This window comes from Bacillus sp. NPDC077411, assembly GCF_044543425.1.
In the GTDB taxonomy this organism is placed as follows: domain Bacteria; phylum Bacillota; class Bacilli; order Bacillales; family Bacillaceae_G; genus Bacillus_A; species Bacillus_A bruguierae.
In genome coordinates this window covers 25,447-44,204 of record NZ_JBITWA010000012.1, presented here as the reverse complement: position 1 = coordinate 44,204, position 18,758 = coordinate 25,447, and the positions used below count along the sequence as shown (strand labels likewise).

General features: G+C 35.9%; 14 protein-coding genes and 1 pseudogene. 6 read left to right on the top strand and 9 right to left on the bottom strand.

Features of this window, described 5'->3' with window-relative positions:
• Positions 1–88: 88 nt before the first annotated feature.
• The 3 genes from ACIGHG_RS15845 to fdhF form a co-directional block, all read right to left on the bottom strand.
• A complete protein-coding gene (locus ACIGHG_RS15845) occupies positions 89–1,948 on the bottom strand; it encodes a glycerophosphoryl diester phosphodiesterase membrane domain-containing protein (RefSeq protein WP_396549343.1) in 1,860 nt (619 codons plus the stop codon).
• A gap of 455 nt (positions 1,949–2,403) precedes the next feature.
• Entirely contained in the window at positions 2,404–2,889 is a 486-nt protein-coding gene (locus ACIGHG_RS15840) for a helical membrane plugin domain-containing protein (protein ID WP_396549342.1), read from the bottom strand.
• Between the two features lie 12 nt (positions 2,890–2,901).
• Positions 2,902–5,844, bottom strand: a complete 2,943-nt coding sequence (fdhF, locus tag ACIGHG_RS15835; RefSeq protein ID WP_396549341.1) for a formate dehydrogenase subunit alpha — start codon at positions 5,842–5,844, stop codon at positions 2,902–2,904.
• A gap of 468 nt (positions 5,845–6,312) precedes the next feature.
• On the opposite strand from fdhF, the gene fdhD reads away from it, so the two are divergent.
• From fdhD to ACIGHG_RS15805, 6 genes and pseudogenes are all read left to right on the top strand, one after another.
• On the top strand, positions 6,313–7,110 hold the full coding sequence (gene fdhD / locus ACIGHG_RS15830; protein WP_396549339.1) for a formate dehydrogenase accessory sulfurtransferase FdhD: 798 nt from the start codon (positions 6,313–6,315) through the stop codon (positions 7,108–7,110).
• A gap of 303 nt (positions 7,111–7,413) precedes the next feature.
• Positions 7,414–7,920, top strand: coding sequence for a GNAT family N-acetyltransferase (locus ACIGHG_RS15825; protein ID WP_336473675.1), 507 nt, complete (start codon positions 7,414–7,416; stop codon positions 7,918–7,920).
• Between the two features lie 646 nt (positions 7,921–8,566).
• Complete coding sequence (locus ACIGHG_RS15820) at positions 8,567–9,244, top strand: response regulator transcription factor (RefSeq protein WP_336473674.1); 678 nt, start codon at positions 8,567–8,569, stop codon at positions 9,242–9,244.
• Positions 9,245–9,972: 728 nt separating this feature from the next.
• A complete protein-coding gene (locus ACIGHG_RS15815) occupies positions 9,973–11,349 on the top strand; it encodes a HAMP domain-containing sensor histidine kinase (RefSeq protein ID WP_396549337.1) in 1,377 nt (458 codons plus the stop codon).
• Between the two features lie 482 nt (positions 11,350–11,831).
• On the top strand, positions 11,832–12,347 hold the full coding sequence (locus tag ACIGHG_RS15810) for a GNAT family N-acetyltransferase (RefSeq protein WP_090918824.1): 516 nt from the start codon (positions 11,832–11,834) through the stop codon (positions 12,345–12,347).
• A gap of 82 nt (positions 12,348–12,429) precedes the next feature.
• Positions 12,430–12,989, top strand: a pseudogene (locus ACIGHG_RS15805) (EamA family transporter); the annotation flags it as partial.
• Positions 12,990–13,103: 114 nt separating this feature from the next.
• On the opposite strand, the gene ACIGHG_RS15800 reads toward ACIGHG_RS15805, so the two are convergent.
• The 6 genes from ACIGHG_RS15800 to ACIGHG_RS15775 all read right to left on the bottom strand — a co-directional run bounded on the left by ACIGHG_RS15800 (position 13,104) and on the right by ACIGHG_RS15775 (position 18,500).
• Positions 13,104–13,808, bottom strand: coding sequence for a metallophosphoesterase family protein (locus ACIGHG_RS15800; RefSeq protein ID WP_396549335.1), 705 nt, complete (start codon positions 13,806–13,808; stop codon positions 13,104–13,106).
• 239 nt (positions 13,809–14,047) lie between these two features.
• A complete protein-coding gene (locus ACIGHG_RS15795; protein WP_396549333.1) occupies positions 14,048–15,001 on the bottom strand; it encodes an alpha/beta hydrolase family protein in 954 nt (317 codons plus the stop codon).
• A gap of 5 nt (positions 15,002–15,006) precedes the next feature.
• A complete protein-coding gene (locus ACIGHG_RS15790; protein WP_396549332.1) occupies positions 15,007–15,552 on the bottom strand; it encodes a helix-turn-helix domain-containing protein in 546 nt (181 codons plus the stop codon).
• Positions 15,553–15,771: 219 nt separating this feature from the next.
• The gene (locus ACIGHG_RS15785) at positions 15,772–16,026 is read right to left on the bottom strand and encodes a hypothetical protein (RefSeq protein ID WP_396549330.1); all 255 of its coding nucleotides are present in this window, start codon (positions 16,024–16,026) and stop codon (positions 15,772–15,774) included.
• A gap of 350 nt (positions 16,027–16,376) precedes the next feature.
• Entirely contained in the window at positions 16,377–17,942 is a 1,566-nt protein-coding gene (locus ACIGHG_RS15780) for a flotillin lipid rafts scaffold protein FloT (protein WP_396549328.1), read from the bottom strand.
• A 15-nt stretch (positions 17,943–17,957) separates the two neighbouring features.
• The gene (locus ACIGHG_RS15775; protein ID WP_396549327.1) at positions 17,958–18,500 is read right to left on the bottom strand and encodes an NfeD family membrane protein; all 543 of its coding nucleotides are present in this window, start codon (positions 18,498–18,500) and stop codon (positions 17,958–17,960) included.
• Between the last annotated feature and the right edge of the window lie 258 nt (positions 18,501–18,758).

The window sequence follows — 18,758 nt, the reverse complement described above, 5'->3', positions numbered from 1 at the left end:
CTACCATCCTATTTATACGACTAACAATTTAGTACAGATCTCTCCATACAAAAAAAGAGGCTACTAGTGTTTCACTAGCAGCCTCTTTTTACATAAATAGCTTTGCAAATAAGTCTTCTGTCGTTTCCATAATTTTATCAACCATGTCCGTTTCATTTTCCTCTTGCTCTTTAAGTATTTTAATTGTTTCCCTTGCATCTTCTGGATAGTCTGTAATAATTCCATCCACATTCAATTTATAATATCCCCTTAAGTTTTCCATATCATTTACAGTCCATACATAAATCGGTCTATTTAATTTACGAGCTGATTGGACTAAGCGCTTATTCAACATATATTCTTCCGCTACATAAAAATCAGCTGGAACATGTTTTAAATTTGCTACACTTGCATATAGGACATATCCTACTTTTATATCGGGATTTGCACGTTTAAATTCTTTAATAAGCGGGTAATGCAATGTTTGAATTACACATTGCTTTTCAAATTCATTTCTCTCAATGGTTTTTAAAACTTTCTTTACAAAATCCTTTTCATTTTCCTTTCCATGGAGCTTCACTTCTATATTAAGCTTAATCTTCCCTTTTGCAAGTTTAATAATTTCATCAAGTGTACTGATTCCTCCTGAGAATTCACCTTGCCTTAACGTAAGCTTTCGAAGTTCATCCATCGTTAATTCTGACACTTGTACATTTGCATTCGCAAGACGCTTTAATTTCAAATCGTGTATAACGGCCAATTCTCCATCTTTCGTTTGCAATACATCAATCTCCGCATAATCGGCTTTCGCATCAATCGCTCCTTGGACTGACTCTTTTGTATTCTCTACGCCTTTAGATATGTAACCACGATGCGCCATAATAATAGGCTCTTTATAAGAATTCGTAATAAAGGTTACAATAAAGGCCAAAACCATTCCCATTACAACAACCCCGCAAATATATACACCAATAAATTTCAGTCGATGCTTTTGAAAGAAGCATTTCTCTGCTTTTGTTTTAAAATAGTCAAGGCCCTCTTCTACTAAAACAGCTTCAACGGGAACTTTCTGTAAATACAACCTTATAAGTGCCATAATGTAAAACGGGGTGACAATAAAGCTAAATATATAAAATGTACTCGTTAAAAATACAGATAGAGTAGATTGTGCTAATAAAGCAAATGTTCCTTCTGGATTTGTAAATTTATATACCCCGAGCAGTAACAATAAATAAACACCTGTAAAAAGCAGAAAAACAATGCCTATCGAAATAAAAAATCCAATGAAAAAGAACAGGACTTTCAAAAAGTTTTCCTTTACTAACATTGCACTTTGACGAGCAGCTACGCGAAACGGCTTTTCTTCTAAAACAATAATAGGTAACACAAAAATCCAACGAAGATTTACATAGGCAACTACGGCGAAAAAGAAATAATATCCGACTTGTCCCATTGTTGTTTTCAGTAATTCGCCTGTAATAAAATTAGGAATCTGAATTTCAGGAAGAAGTGCGGATTTATAACCGATGCTTAAAAGAGGTAGTAAAACTACAACATACAAAATAAATCCTGGTAAGCAATATGTGAAAAAAGAAGGTAAATACGTTACCGTTTTATATAAAATTGGACGCAGTCTCACCTTTTGTCGTTTATGTGCAAAATACGAAATAATAATAAGCACTGCAAATTCGATAAAAATAAGAAAAAGTGCTAGCACAGATAAAATGAAAATAGCCGCGATTCCATACGGTGTTTTAAAAAACGCAAGCAATTCATCATTTGTCGCATTTGCATATCCACCCCAGTATAATAGCTTATTAAAAATCATACCGAATAGTGGGATAAAGACAATTGCTGCTAGAAGTTTATACATAAGTTGAAACGCTAATACATTTCCAAAGGCAAACCTTACTGTTTGAAAGGAATGTTTCATTACCCCTGGTATAGATATTTTTTTTCGGTGTAGCATAGATTCCTCCATATTCTAAAACCATATTTAAGTTTAAAAAACATAAAAACCCTTTTTTTAGGGGGGCGAGAGCATCTGGCCGCACATAGGTGCGGTCAGGTCCTGTTTCTGCCACATGCCAAGTAAAAGCAAAGAGAGAAAAACAGTAGCAGGCTCCCTTTTTTCTACATAGTAGCAATCTTTATGTCAAAATATATTCATATATATAAATTAAAAGTAATATAAAACCCCTATTTTTGAAGAGGTGGGCTAGTATCTGGCCGCGCATGAAAGCGGCCAGGGCCTTTTTCTACCACATACAAGATTAAAAGTCATGTTGTATTCCACTGCTTAAAAATGAAAATAGCGATATATTTAAAAGCTATTTTTTCATCATAATATATTTTACTAAACATGAATACTCATATAAACACATAAAAAAGCGATAGATTCTAAATCCACCGCTCTTTTTCTTATTAATTCTTCTTTTCTAACTCTTGACCAAATGCTTTCAAAAAGTTAAATCCGAATGTAATTGCTCGGTTTATGTCTGGGTCTCGTAATACTTTAAAGAAATCCATCACACTTGTTTTCTCACCTTTTTTTAATTCATCGGTTGCATATTGTAAACCTGTCACTAAACTGGATGTTACTTGCTTAGTCACTTCTGGGTCTACTGAAGATAGCGCTTCTCCTGCACCCATTATATTATTTAATGCATTTTTTACTGGTTCACGGTTTAGTTGTTCAATCGCAATTTTCGAAACATCTTCTTTCGCTGCCAGCAAGCTTACTGCCGCATCTAACAAACCAGCCTTTTGAAGCTGTGCTAACAAATGAATCGTTTCTTCAATTGCCTGTTGATTCTCTCCTAATTGTTGTAATAATTCCTCAGAAACTTGTTGTTTCTTTTGTTCCTCTGTTACAACCGTTTTTTGAATCATTGTAATTTCTTTTGCCACAATGCTCCCCCCCTATTTTTCATCCACAAGTGATACATATTGTTTTCGTTGCCATTTCTTCTGCACTTCGACACCATTTTGCGGATGGCGCTTTTTATTTCGCGGGTTGGAAGCAGGAAGTGGACGATTTCCTTTTTCACGCAGCACACGCATTTTGACACGCGTTTGTTTATATGCTGGTGTACATGTATAAAGATCAGTTGCCGTTCCTGTTAAAATATTAATTGCTTCTTCATTTACTGTTGCATGCATCGGTAAATATAGTTCATTTCCAGTTACACGATCTGTAACAAGCGCTGGAACTTTTATTTTTCCAAATGGTGATGCAAGTTCTACAAGACTTCCATCCTTCACATTTCGCTCCATCGCTAGTTCTGGTGATATCTCAACAAACACCTCTGACATTTTCGATAAAATACCTGCCGATTTCTTTGTCATATTCCCCTCATGGAAATGTTCGAGCATGCGGCCATTATTTAATAATAAATCATATTCTTCTGGTGCCTCGACTGGCGGTACCCATTCATCAAGTGATAGACGTGCCTTTTTATCAGGAAAATTAAATCCATCTACATATAATAATGGTGTATCACTGCCGTCATGACTACCCCAGCATAAACTGTTCCATCCTTCTAAACGATCATATGTTGCCTGGGAATATAAAGGAGCAAGTGATGCGATTTCATCCATAATTTCACTTGGATGTTCATAGTTCCAATTTGCACCTAATGCACGAGCTACCTTTTGAAGAATCCACCAGTCTGGTTTTGAATCACCAAGCGGCGGCATAACTTCGTATAAACGCTGAATACGACGTTCTGTATTCGTAAATGTTCCTTCTTTTTCTAAACTTGGCGCTGCTGGTAAAATGACATCTGCAAAACGAGCTGTCTTCGTTAAAAACATATCTTGCACAACAAGGAAATCAAGATTTTCTAAAATGTGCTGCACATGATTCGCGTTAGAATCGACTAATGCCATTTCTTCTCCCATCACATACATACCACGTAATTTCCCTGCTTCTGCAGCAATCAGCATCGCAATGTTATTTAATCCTGGTTCTTTCGGAATCGAAACGCCGTATGCTCTTTCAAATTTCGCGCGCAGTGCATCATCGGATATTGCTTGGTAACCAGGCAGCCAGTTTGGTAATGTTGCCATATCACAAGCACCTTGTACGTTATTATGTCCGCGCAGCGGGTATGCTCCTGCACCAGAACGACGATAGTTCCCTGTTACAAGAAGTAAATTAGAGATTGCAGCTGATGTCGTACTTCCACCTGTATTTTGCGTCACTCCCATACCCCAAAGTATACATGTGCCATCTGCATCACGAATCATTTTTGCCATTTCTATTAATGTATCTTTCGAAATGCCCGTTACACTTTCTGTATAATCAAGCGTATACTTCTCTAACATTGTTTTATATTCATCAAAGTTCTTTACGTTTTCAGCTAGAAATGCTTTATCATGCCAATCTTGATCAATAATATATTTTGTTACACCTGCTAGCCAAACGTAATCTGTACCTTGACTTGGGTGAACAAACAGATCGGCACGCTCTGCCATTTCATGCTTACGTAAATCAGCCACAATTAATTTTTGCTCATGCAGTTTATGGGCGCGTTTCACACGCGTTGCAAGAACTGGATGACCTTCTGTCGGATTTGCTCCAACAATAATGATAAGTCCTGCCTCTGCAATATCTTTAATTGTTCCTGCATCACCGCCCATGCCTACTGTTTTAAATAAACCATCTGTTGCTGGTGATTGACAGTAGCGAGAACAGTTGTCCACATTATTTGTCCCATATACTTGGCGCGCTAACTTTTGCATTACATAATTTTCTTCATTCGTTACTTTAGAGGAAGAAATAAATCCAAAAGCATCACTGCCGTATCGCTCTTTAATATGACTCATATTTGCTGCAACAACTTCTAGTGCCTCTTCCCAAGTTGCTTCAACAAACATGTCTCCTTTACGGATAAGCGGCTTTGTAATACGTTCTTCACTATTTACAAAATCCCACCCAAATTTCCCTTTTACACACGTTGAAATTCCGTTTACCGGCGCATCCGATGACGGTTGTACTTTTAAAATGTGACGATCTTTCGTCCACACTTCAAATGAACATCCGACACCACAAAACGTACAAACGGTTTTCGTTTTATTGATTTTCGTTTTACGCATCGCTGCCTCTACTTCCGAAACAGCTAAAATACTGCTATAACCCGGTTCTACATCTTTCACAAAATCAATCATTGGATTTAATACATCTTGTTTTAGCCCGGTCATAAAACCAGCTTCTCCAAGCATCGATTTTTCCATTAAGGCATTACATGGACAAACCGTTACACATTGTCCACAACTTACACAAGAGGAATCATTAATTGCTACGCCGTCATCCCAAATGACACGCGGGCGATCTAAGCTCCAATCAATGGATATAGTTTCATTTACTTGTAGGTTTTGACACACTTCTACACATTGACCACATGCAATACATTGATTTGGATCGTAACGATAAAACGGATGGGACATATCCACTTCCGAAGCGCTTACTTTCGGTTCGTACGGATATTTCTGTTCTTCAATTCCCATCATATGCACTGTATTATGGACTTTACAATTTCCGTTATTATTATCACAAACAGTACAATATAATAAATGATTTTCAAGTAAGCGATCCATCGCCTCTGTTTGGGCTTCAACCGCTCGCTTCGATTTTCTTTCAATATGCATACCTTCTTCAAGGTTTGTTGAACAAGCGCGTATCAACTTTCCGTTTACTTCAACAATACATGTATCACATGTCTGAATTGGATCTACTTCTGGTACGTGACAAATTTGCGGGTGTTCAAGTTCTCTTTCGTTTAATAACTGCAATATCGTTTTCTTACTAGATGAAATATACTCTGTACCATCGACAGTTACACGAATTTTGTGTTCCGACATCTTTACCCTCTCCTTACAACCAACCATACAACACATTTTGAATACTTTTTCAAAACGATGTTGCTATACGCTCTTTTTCAAAACAAAAAAAACTGTTCTTAGAAGTAGATTCTTGATGTATAAAATAAGCTTACAATTGATGTATATGACTACGATTCTATTATATCGTAGAATACAAATAATAACCAAGGAATGTATGGAAGTACAAAATGAAAAAATGACTTAAAAAACCCTTTCTTTTTTTGGGCGACGAGAGCATCTGGCCATGCATAGTAGCGGTCAGGGCTTGTTTCTGCCACATGCATGGTTTAAAACAAAAGGAGCAAGCAAGTAGGAGGCCATGTTTTTTCTGCATAGCTGCAATCTATCTGTCGAAAAATTAAAATGGATATATATAAAACGCATGCTTTTCTTTTTTTATTGGCTTATGATAAACATGGGAGAATAATTGATAAAGGGGAAAATCGTATGGAGTCTGTTCAAAGCACATATACAATGGTTCGTTACCAAGGTGGGACATTTCATCAAAAGGATGATGAGGTTGTAACAGAATATCCACTTACAATTAAACTAAACGGTGAAGAATATGTAACAATTGTCTGTACACCTGATCATGTTGAAGATATGGTCGTTGGTTTCTTAGTATCAGAAGGTATTATTCCTTCCTATAAACATATTGAACAATTATGGATCCAAAAAGAAAAAGGATTTGCGCATGTCACAACAACGCAAACAAATCCACTCTATCAAACTTGCTATAACAAACGATACGTGACATCGTGCTGCGGGAAAAGCAGACAAGGCTTTGTCTTTGTAAATGATGCGGCAAAAGCCAAAACGATGCACGATATTCAGATTACCTTGGGACCTGAAGATTGCTTTCGCCTCATGAATGATCTGCAGCAATCCTCTACTACTTTCCAAGAAACAGGTGGTGTACATAACACCGCATTATGTGATAAAAAACAAATTCTCGTTTCACGAATGGATATTGGTCGTCACAATGCTTTAGACAAAATTTACGGTTATTGCTTACGGAACAACATTTCGATAACAGGAAAAGTAATTGCCTTTAGCGGACGCATTTCATCTGAAATCTTACTTAAAGTTGCAAAAATCGGCTGTGAAATTGTCCTATCAAAATCCGCTCCGACAAAATTAGCTCTAGAACTTGCTCATGATTTAGGAATTACTGTCGTTGGCTTTATTCGTGGTGATTCTTGTAATATTTACACGCACCCAGAGCGAATTGAAGGGTATCAGTAAACGTAAATAAAGCGACCAAAAGGTTTCTCGTATGAGAAATCTTTTGATATAAATTCATTTTATTTTTCGACATCTTTGTCTAGCTCCCTTTGTTTAAAACATGGCACGTGGCAGAAAAGGGCACTGATCGTTTCTATGCACGGCCAGTTGCTCTCTCCATCCCTAAAAAAGAAAGAGGGTTTTCATGTCACTTTTTTACTTATACACGTATAGTTATAAAAATGTAACATATATATCTATTGAATAGTTAATAAAGTTAATATATAATTTCATTACATAAAAACCATTAGGAGGGTAACTGATATGAACATTCGTGTATTAACAAAAGAAGATGCAGATATATATTTACCGCTTTGCATAGAAGGATTAACTCAAAATCCAGAAGCATTTGGTTCCTCTTATGAAGATATTATGAAACAAAAAGATCCCGTTGCTGCCATTGCAAAACGGTTAGATAACCCTGAAAAGTTTACGATAGGTGCTTTTCAAGAAGATGAATTAATCGGTATTGCCACTCTTGAAATAAAACCACTTGTCAAACAAGAGCATAAGGCGAAAATTGGCTCTGTATATGTTTCTCCAAAAGCACGCGGTCTTGGTGCTGGAAGAGCGTTAATTGAAACTATCATTGAAAATGCCCCTAGATTAGATATAGAACAAATTATGCTTAATGTGGTTTCCGGAAATAAACCGGCAAAGAAACTATATGAATCACTGGGGTTCCAAACATTTGGTGTAGAAGAACGTGCTTTAAAATATAACGGACAATATTGGGATGAAGAGCATATGATGTTATTTCTCAATGCTTAAATCTTCTTTTAACATAAAATCACCCACTCTCCTGCAAATCTTGAAGTGGGTGTTTCTCATGTATCATTATTTTTACATTACAAAAGCCTCACACAATCGGTGTGAGGCTTTTTATCTATAACAAATCAATTTATTTTATAACAACCAAAAAAACTTTCTAGCACAAACAACGATAATCATCATTGATACCGCAATGCAGATTATAACTACATTTCGTTCTTGTTTCTGCTTTTCAAGGTCTTTTTTGTTCACTATCCAAATCCCCTTTATCTACATTCAAAAAAAAGCCGTGAGATAGAAATTTTTCTTATCCGATGCGAGGTGAATACGAAAAATGTTCTCTATCTCACGTACACAATAGAATGGAATTTGTCATTTTGAAATCAAAATGACATGACGTTATGTCGCAACATAGGGTATTTTTGTGCTGCTACATTGCTTATTATAAAAAAAAAATGTGCAAAAGTAGTGCATTTTTTATGGCAATTATCCTTTTCTTTACCATATGAACAGTGTTTTTTATAAAGTTCATGTAGAATAATATAAAGGAAACTTCTATTAGTGAGAGTTTGATTCTCTTACCTTTTCCTTCTAACTCTTAATACAGGATAAACATAAATAATGAAAACTTGAGGTGTACATCGTTATGGCAAAACTATTATTAGTGGATGACGAAGAACGCATGCTTCGCTTATTAGATTTATTCTTAAGCCCACGTGGACATTTTTGTATGAAAGTAACATCAGGACAAGATGCTCTTGAACTCGTTCAGCAAAAAGAATTTGATCTTATTTTGCTAGACGTGATGATGCCAAAAATGGACGGCTGGGAGGCTTGCTTTCAAATTCGCCAAATAAGTAACGTCCCCATTATTATGCTAACAGCGCGTAATCAAAATTATGACATGGTGAAGGGGCTTACATTAGGCGCTGACGACTATATTACAAAACCATTTGATGAGCAAGTATTAATTGCTCGTATAGAAGCTGTACTCCGCCGTACGAAGAAAGAGGGATTTGTAAACTTTAACGGCATTGAATGGGATAAAACTAGACATACCGTAACTGTATATAATGAAAAACTCTCTCTTACGCCAATTGAGTTTTCCTTACTTGGACTCTTTTTACAAAATATAAACCGTGCTTATAGCCGTGATGAACTTATTGAAATAATATGGGGATTTCAAACAGATATTGAATATCGTACCGTTGATTCTCACATTCGTAATATACGTGAAAAGCTTCGAAAAGCAGGATTTCCTATCGAAGATTACCTAGAAACTGTTTATAAAATAGGTTACAAATGGAAAGGTGAATCTTCATAAAGTGAAACTTCCATCAGTGGGGGTTTTTCTTCATCCCCCACTGATGGAAAGCCCACCTAATCAGGCTCTTACGGGTAGTTATCTCCCACCTATCTTCTTAAGAAAAGCGGAAGTGGCTCGTTCAGAATGTGAGGAGGATGGAGCTTCTGACGTAGAGGGGTTTTTTGCCTCGTAGGAAGAAGCGAAGCCACCGAACATTCTAGCCACTGGAGCTGGACAATGTTTTTTCAGAATCTTGAGGCGGGAGTCTTACTGCCCTAAAGTAGCGGGATAAAAATAAAGTTCAACTAATCAGGCATATACTATATATATTCATTTTAATTTTTCGACAGCTTTGTCTAGCTCTGCCTCCTAAGCCCTCATGTCTAAGAATCTTCCATGCAAGAAGGTAAAAAACACCTTCTGTGTGAAAGAACCTTAGCCAATGGGCTTAAACAGTCGGCTCCGCTTTTCTTTAAGATCCAGCTCCAGCGGCTATGCAGAATACAACATGACCGCTACTTGCCTTCTTCTTTTGTTTTAAACCTTTCATGTGGCAGGAAAAGGTCTTGACCGTTTCTATGCATGGCCAGATGCTCTCGCCCGCTTAAAAAGAAAGAGGGTTTTTATGTCGATTTTTTATTTGTATTTATATAGTAGTTTTTCTTCTATCGAATTTCGTTGTTTCTTCATAACTTTACGGTAGAGAGCTTACTGCCTGTTAGTACAGGAAAAGGTTGTGAATCATAATGAATAAACTTTCTATAAAGCTTGGGACGTACTTTTTATTATTAGCTTTTTGCATTGAATCCGTACTATTTGTATCTTTTCATACAACACTAGCACAAATGCGTGTAAACGAAGAAACTACGGCCTTATTAGAAAAAGGAAATTGGTATTGTAACATTATAGAAAAACGCTATAGAGAAGGAATTTTTGAACGTGTAGCAGCGATGGAATCTAATTCTCCTGCTCATACAAAACTTGTCATAACAGATGCAACAGGTCACATTATAGATTCCTCTGATGCCGTTACAAAAGACATGCGCAAACAACTTGAACAAAAAATTACGTACATTCCTAGGGATGGAATGATAACAGAAGATCGCTGGAAAGAATCAAAATATATTTCAACAGTTAGCCCTATTGTGAAATATGGAGTAGTAATTGGCTATGTCCATATGTTTTTAGAAACTACATCTATAAAAGAAATGATTTTTCGATTAACAAAACAATTTGTTACCGTTGGTGCATTAACAGTAGCTCTCACAACAATTTTAGTATTTTTATTTTCAAGGGTCATTACAAACCCACTTATTAAAATGAAGCGAGCAACTGAAAAAATGATGAAACAAAATGAGCCTATTACTTTAGGTATTAAAAGTAAAGATGAATTAGGAAGCTTAGCAGAAACAATTGAACGGCTTTCTAGTGAGTTAACATACATGAAAAAAGAACGAAACGAGTTTCTTGCAAGCGTTGCACATGAATTGCTAACCCCGCTTACATATGTAAAAGGATACACAAAAGTTGCAAAAAGAGAGTCTTTATCTAAAGAAGAACGAGAAGAATATTTACAAATCATTGAAGAAGAAACTGAAAATATTACTGAACTTGTACAAGACTTATTTGAACTTGCGCAGCTTGAACAACACCAATTTACGATAAAGAAACAGTCAATCGTACTGTTACCATTCGCCGAGCGTATGGTTGAAAAAATAAAACCATCTCTTAAAAAAAAGCAAATAGATATCTCTTTATATTGCCAAGAAGATTTATATGCTTGCATAGATGACCGTCGCATGGAGCAAGTCATGCTAAATTTATTACATAATGCATATCAGCATTCCCACGAAAATTCTCATATTACAGTACTTGTATTAAAAAAGGAGCATACTTTTCTTATACAAGTACAAGATGAAGGAGAAGGAATTCCAAGTGAAGACTTACCACATATTTTTGACCGCTTCTATCGAGTTGATAAATCTCGAACACGAGCAACTGGCGGAAAAGGTATTGGTTTAGCTGTTGCAAAAGAAATTGTAGAATTACATGGTGGTTCTATACATGTAACAAGCGAAGTCGGAATCGGAACTACATTTACTATAGAATTGCCTATCAAATAGCTATTTTTATTTATATATAAAATTTTAAAAATCAACATAAAAACCGTTTTCTTTTTAGATGGGCGAGAGCATCTGGTCATGCGTAGTAGCGGGCAGGGCCTTTTCCTGCCACGGACAAGGGTTAAAACAAAGGGAGCAAACGAGTACAGACCACTTGTTTCTCCATAGCAGTGGCTTTTATGTTAAAAAATTAAAATGGATTTTATATATAAATACCCATTGAAACATCAACATATAAACCCTTTTCTTTTTAGATAGACGAGAGCATCTGGCCATGCGTAGTAGCGGGCAGGACCTTTTCCTGCCACGGGCGAGGTTTCAAACAAAGAGAGAAAACAAGCGCAGGCTACTTGTTTCTCCATAGCAGTGGCTTTCATGTAGAAATATTAAAATGGATTTATATATCGAGCCTATTTTTTGAAAGTATGATGATTTTAATATAAAATATAGCATTACCACCAAAGAATTGGAGGACGATACAATTGGAAATTCGTGTATTAACGAAAAAAGATGCAGAAATTTATTTAGCACTTCGTGTCGAGGGATTAAAACAAAATCCAGAAGCGTTCAGTTCTTCTTATGAAGATATTATTAATAAGGAAGATCCTGTTGAATATAAAGCGCAAATATTAGACCAAAATGAAAATTATACGCTCGGTGCTTTTAAAGACGACGATTTAATTGGCGTGGCAACTTTAGAAACAAAATCATTTTTAAAGCAAGAACATAAAGCGAAAATTGGTTCTGTTTATGTCTCTCCAAAAGCGCGTGGAATGGGCGCTGGGAAAGCACTTATGCAAGCAACAATTGAAAAAGCAAAAGAATTAGAAGTAGAACAACTTATGCTTGATGTTGTCGTTGGCAACGAAGGTGCAAAAAAGCTCTATGAATCGTTAGGCTTTAAAACATTTGGCGTACAAGAACGTTCGTTAAAATATAATAACCAATATTGGGATGAAGAGCATATGGTGTTGTTTTTACATGAAGAAAACAAATAGGGAAAAGGGACTTGTTTGTAAAAGTCCCTTTTCCTATACCTTCAACTAAACCATGATTTTCCAAGCAATTGAACTGCTTCCTCAATTTCTTGGTTCAGTTCTTATTACTATTTACGTTGCGCTGCAGCACAAAAGACTTCCTTCCACTATGCAATTCATAGCAATCATAGCTGCATTAGCGGGTACGTATTTTCTTATTACCAACGGATCAATTGAAAATATTATTCTTTCTAAACAAGCAATAGTATTTGGTATTTTAACAGCAATCGGCTTTGCTTTTTACACGCTCCATCCTGCTTCTCTTATTAAACAGTGGGGGACATCGGTAATCGTTGGTTTGGGGATGTTACTCGGAGGAATTTCCTTGTTTCTATATAATCAAGAATTCCATTTTCAGCATATAGCAAATACATTAACGATAAGTACATTTTCTATACTTATTCTTATCATTATAAGTGGCACACTTTCTTTTCTTCTCTATATCGGTAGTCTAAAATATTTATCTGCAACAGAAACGAGCATTTTATCCAGTATTGAACCACTCGTAGCAGCTATTGTTTCGATTATCTGGTTGAATGAGTCATTTTTTTGACCCTGCCAGAAAAAGAAGTAAAACCAAAATTAGCAACCGAACGCATGTAAAAGAAAGTAGCAAAACATAGTATTTTCCTTACAGTCACAAAAAAGAGATAAGGTTTCATCATTGTTTTAATCCCTTATCTCTTTTGCTTTCCTACATTAATAGCTGGATCTTTCTTATTTCACTGAATATACTTTTTGACCTGGCAATTCTAAACAGTTCAGCTGGCCGCCGTATACAGCCCCGCCATCAATACCAATGATACGATTTTCGCCAAAATACACGCCAAAATTCTCGTTATCACCATGAAGAAGTTTCGTTTCTGTATGCCCAAAGACAACGGTCTTCTCACCATTATATCCATTATGAAACTCATTTCTAATCCACATCAATGTATGCGCATCTGTTTCAGAAATAGGTGTCATTGGTTGTACGCCCGCATGAACAAAAATGTACTCATCTGTTTCAATATAGTGGTCTAATCCTTGGATAAATTCTAAATGTTTCTCTAACACTTCAGAATGTAACTGCGGTCTTATAAATTCCTCTTCATTTACAGCAATATCACTTTCAGAAAAACCGTAGCTATGTAACGTTTGATTCCCTCCATTTCTCTTTACCCAATGATTCCAAAACTTTTCTTCCTCTGTCGTTAAAGCTTTTATCATCATATCTTCATGATTCCCTTTTAAGACAAATGCGCCGGCTTCTTTTAATTGCATCACTTTTTCAATTACTTCTTTAGCATTCGGACCACGATCTACATAATCTCCTAGCAAAATGAGTTGATCCTCTTTTGAAGTGTATTCAACTTTTTCTAATAACATTTCAAATCTCTCTAGTTCACCATGAATATCACTGATCACAAGCGTCCTTCTCATATGTATTTCCTTCTTTCTAATTTATAAAAGTTAATTTATATTATAGAGAGACTTTATTAATATCGCAATTTTCTAACTAGAAAGATATTATTAAAATAAAAGACTAGCATCTATTTAGATGCTAGTCTTTTCCACATACTTCTTGTATGATTGATGTTTTGATCTTTACAGCAATCATACAATTTAATTGTTTTGCGTCCTGTAAAACAGTATTTTTCATACAATCCGCCAAAAATAACTTAACTTTTAAAAGGAAGATTATACTTTGCCAACCATTCCTTCATAACATTCAATAATTCCTCTTGAATCCCTTTATTCACAAGCCCTTTATATTCTTTCATTAGCCCTAGCATTGTATGATCTTTATCAACTTCTCGTAAAATGTGGTTCATATTAGGGATGATATGCCACTCTGCCTCACCTGCTGCATATTCCGCAATATCCCTTGCCTGCTCTGGCGGTACTTGTATATCCTTATCTCCAGTAATCGCTAAAACAGGACATTCAACTCTCTCTAAATACTCTACGACATTGTATTGAAATTGTTCACGTATCCACTTTGCATTTACCTTTACTCCTTTAATTCGCATAACAGGCTTTGAGGATTGTTGTATTTTTTCCATAACTGCTTCATTTTGTTTCTGCATACGTTGTGGAAGTTTTAAAAAACGGTATAGCCATCCTCGAAATCCGGATGCTGCTTCTAATTCTTTAACTGCCATTTTCATTTGTTTTGGCAGTAATGTTTTTGAAGGTTCAGCCGCACCGCTAAGTAGAATCAAATTGGCCACCGATTCTCTTACATAAATAGCGGGCGCAAGTAAAGCCCCTTCACTATGACCTACAATTACAATTCGCTTCGGATCAATTTGTGGATGCTCCTTTAAAAAACGTACACAAGCAACTCCATCATCAATTAAATCTGTAACACCTGTTTCATAATAATTCCCTTCACTTTTATGCGTACCACGCTTATCGTAACGAAAAGTCGCAAATCCTAACGAAGTGAAATAGTTCGCTAAGTCTTTATATAAACGTAGTGGTAAACCGCGAACATTTCCATCCCGGTCCCCTTTTCCCGTTCCACCAATAAGTAAAATAGCTGGATATGTTGCTGCATCATATGCTGGAATTGTTAACGTTCCTTGAAGTGAAACTATACTTTCAATTGTAACGAACAATTCTTTCCCCATATTGTTTATTCTCCCTTCCCATTTCTTTCAGGAATAATAATTGTTGAAATCGTTCTTCGCTTTCGCTCTGGAGATGGTTTACGCTCCATCGCTTTAAAAAATACTCCACTCATTTCCTCTGCAAACTCTTTAAATTCCTCATCACTCATATAAAAACTTGCTTGCCGATATCCGACTCCATCTTTTTCGAAATCTACATGATCTTGCTGCAAGTAATCTTTAAAACTTGCCATAATATGGGTGACAAACATCATAAAATATTGCATATGTTCTTCTTTCGTTACGTCTTGTAAATCCTTTTGCGAAACACTGGCCATACTGTGATTCAAGGCATATAACTTTTCAACCGTTCCTCGTATTTGCGTTTCCTGAGCAACTTGTAATATATGTGCTGTCGTTAGTTTTTCTAAGTGGCGATATAACGTCGCTTGTGGAATATGCGGTAACTTTTTTGCAAGCTGCTTTGCTGTTAATTTCTCTCCTCCGATAAATTCTTGAATCAATTGAAAACGGATCGGATGAAACAGAATATCCATCTTTTTTTCTTTCATGTATCTACACCTATCCCTTTTATTACATCTTATGATTATATTATCAAAAATGATAACAAAAATACATACAAAACAATCTTTAATTAATATTAAAAATATTGATGGATAACAACAAATAGAACCCTTCGGTATATCATTTTTCATTACAAAAAAAACGAGTACTTGTATACCTACACACATACTCGTTTTTGTCTTTTTTATATTTTAATAAAATAAAACTTATTCACAGCCCGTTATTAACAAGTCATCTTCTACTTTACACAATATTGTATTCGTATCTACTTCCTGTCCAACTACTACATCTACAGACAATACATTTCCACTAATCCCAACCGCTGCTTCTTCTAATATCCCTTTATTATTTCTAATAATAAGTAGCTTTTCCCATTCATATACATAAGACTTTTCATTAATTAACACTTCTTCTACTACTCCATTACATGGGCTATAAATGCTTTCAATAACTGCTTTCATACGAGCTCTACTCCTTGCTTTCCTATTCAAAATCTCATTTTCCTCACCCATTCTATCACTGTTATTTCAGATCTTTTATATTTTAAAAGATTTGAATTGTATTACATTTTCTAGTTAGCTATACTAAAATAGTAAACCCTCTAGACACACTAGAGGGTTTACTATATAAATCCATTTTTATTTTTCAACATATAAGTCGCTATACCGAATACAACATGCCCTGTACTTTTGTTTTAAACATCGCATGTAGTAGGAAAAAGCCTTGACCGTTTCTATGCACGGCCAGATGCTCTCGTCCCCCTAAAAGGAAAGGGGATTTTTATATTGTTTTTTAACCCGTATATATTTTTTTACTGCTCACTATTTTCCTTCTTACTTTCTTCCCCTACTTGTACAACGGACTTCTCACTAACAGGTTGCTGTGTTGTACTTTTTTCCGCAAAACTTTCCAGCAATTCTTTTAAATCAATACCGGAAGAAGCCTTCAAAGTTTCTTGCATCGTTGCCATCAAGTCAGTCGCATAACCTGCAACTTTGCCAGCTCCGCTGTTTTTTCCACCGCCGCCGGTATCCACAACAGTAATTTTATCAATATTACTAAGCGGGCTTGCAATCTCCTTCGCATAGCTTGGTAACATTTTCAATACCATATCCATAATTGCTGCTTGGCCGTATAGTTCAAATGCTTCAGCAATTTTTTGTTTTGCTTCCGCTTCAGCAAGACCTTTCAGTTTAATAACATCTGCTTCTGCTGTACCTTGTGCTTTTTGTACTTCTGCTTTTGCTTGTCCTTGTGCTTTTTCAATTTCGGCTTTCGCCAAACCTTCTACTCGTACTTCTTCTGCACGCGCTTTTGCTTCTGCTTCAATTTTATATTGCTGGGCATCAGCTTGTTTCATTTGTTGCACTTTTTCTGCTTCCGCCGCTTGCTCAACTGCATAACGATCAGCATCTGCTTTTTTCTTCACTTCTGCATCGTATTGTTTTTCACGACGCGCAATTTCTTTTTCCTCTAATTCAATTTGTTTTTCACGCTCAATAATTTTCACTCGCATTTGCTCTTCTGTTACACCTTGCTGCGCCTTTGCTTGCTGTAATTCATAGGAAAGGTCCGCATCGGCACGTGCTTGTTCTTGTTCTCTTTTATATGATTGCACCTTTAATTCTTTATGTTTCTCTGCTTCAGCAATTTGTGCATCACGCTGATACTCTGCTTCTTTTGCTTCTTTTTCGGCACGCGCTTTCTCAATTCGTGCTTCTTTTTCTCGTTCTGCGTTTGCAATTTGCGCATCACGTTTTACCGTCGCAATTTGCGGCTGACCAAGCGCATCTAAATATCCATTTTTATCACTAATTTCTTTAATCGTAAATGATACAATGCGCAGTCCCATTTTTTTCAAATCAGTAGAAGCAACTTCATGTACTTTCTGGGCAAACTGTTCCCTGTTACTATACGCGTCTTCTACTGTCATCGAAGAAAGAATTGCTCGTAAATGTCCTTCTAACACTTCTTTTGCCTCTACCTTCAGTTCTTCTGTTTCTTTTCCTAAATATTGTTCTGCTGCTGTTGATACTTCCTCAATTGTAGAACCCACCTTAATAATAGAAACACCATTTACTGTTACCGGAACACCTTGCTTCGTATATGTATCACGTGTTCCTACTTCTAACTTATAGTTTAATAGGCTAAGAGGTTCTGCTTGTTGCATAATCGGTACAACAAATGTACCGCCACCGCGAATAATTTTAATCTTCTTGCCATCATCTGTTGTAACAACATTTTTCCCGCTTCCTAAACCACTTCCCGTTACAATCAACGCTTCATCGGGTCCAACCGTTCGATATTTCGTAATAAAGACTAAAATCAGAATAGCTAATATCGCTAACAAAACACCACCAATAATTAATGGAACCATAGTAACTCCTCCTTATCATTTCGGTTTCTTTAAAGAAATTGCTAAATTTTGTACAAGTAAAACACCGTCTTGCACTGCCTCAACAATGACATAAGATCCTTGTAAAATATCTTTCTTTCCTATCGTCTTAGCTGGCATCGCATTACTGCCAAATTGAGAAGCCAGCAAAACCTCACCTAGCCCTTCTTTCGGAATCGTTATAATCACTTCTCCCTTGCAACCAATAAATTCTTCCATGCGGTGCATTGTATTTTGCTCCGCTTTAGAAATTGGAGCTAAAACAAGCATTTTCATTGTAATCACACCAACAAGTGCAAGAAAAAAAGAAATAACAAAAATAGAAATACTGCTCCATGGAAATATATATTCTAATATGTAACCAAATCCACATAGCATCGCAAGAAAACTAAATAAAAGTGTAAAAGGCGAAGTGGCTCCGCTTGATATACTAAAAAGGGATTCTAAAATGTCACCGAAAAGCAAATAAAGAATGGCAATAGCTGCAGTTATAATAAGCCCATATAAATAGATTGTTTCAATTGGAAAGTTAAATAACATACTGCTTCACTCCTTTCAACATAAGTGAAACTTGTTAACAGGTTCTTATTTAATATATATTCTCCCCCCTTTTTGTTATCTTAATTTTCAGTTATTTTGTTTTTTGAAAAAAGAGCCTTATACTGCAGACTCCAAAAAAGAACAGGAGAAAGCTACGTTGACAGCCTCCTCCTGAAAATAAACTACTATATTATATATTTATATAATATAAAATTTTACACAAAAAGTAAAGTCATATATATATTGGAATTTTTTCTT

Coding starts and splice junctions, on each gene's coding strand:
- ACIGHG_RS15815 (WP_396549337.1), top strand. CDS start 9,973: ATGAATAAACTTTCTATAAAGCTTGGGACGTACTTTTTATTATTAGCT.
- ACIGHG_RS15775 (WP_396549327.1), bottom strand. CDS start 18,500: ATGTTATTTAACTTTCCAATTGAAACAATCTATTTATATGGGCTTATT.
- fdhF (WP_396549341.1), bottom strand. CDS start 5,844: ATGTCGGAACACAAAATTCGTGTAACTGTCGATGGTACAGAGTATATT.
- fdhD (WP_396549339.1), top strand. CDS start 6,313: ATGGAGTCTGTTCAAAGCACATATACAATGGTTCGTTACCAAGGTGGG.
- ACIGHG_RS15785 (WP_396549330.1), bottom strand. CDS start 16,026: ATGAAAGCAGTTATTGAAAGCATTTATAGCCCATGTAATGGAGTAGTA.
- ACIGHG_RS15795 (WP_396549333.1), bottom strand. CDS start 15,001: ATGGGGAAAGAATTGTTCGTTACAATTGAAAGTATAGTTTCACTTCAA.
- ACIGHG_RS15845 (WP_396549343.1), bottom strand. CDS start 1,948: ATGCTACACCGAAAAAAAATATCTATACCAGGGGTAATGAAACATTCC.
- ACIGHG_RS15780 (WP_396549328.1), bottom strand. CDS start 17,942: ATGGTTCCATTAATTATTGGTGGTGTTTTGTTAGCGATATTAGCTATT.
- ACIGHG_RS15790 (WP_396549332.1), bottom strand. CDS start 15,552: ATGAAAGAAAAAAAGATGGATATTCTGTTTCATCCGATCCGTTTTCAA.
- ACIGHG_RS15800 (WP_396549335.1), bottom strand. CDS start 13,808: ATGAGAAGGACGCTTGTGATCAGTGATATTCATGGTGAACTAGAGAGA.
- ACIGHG_RS15825 (WP_336473675.1), top strand. CDS start 7,414: ATGAACATTCGTGTATTAACAAAAGAAGATGCAGATATATATTTACCG.
- ACIGHG_RS15820 (WP_336473674.1), top strand. CDS start 8,567: ATGGCAAAACTATTATTAGTGGATGACGAAGAACGCATGCTTCGCTTA.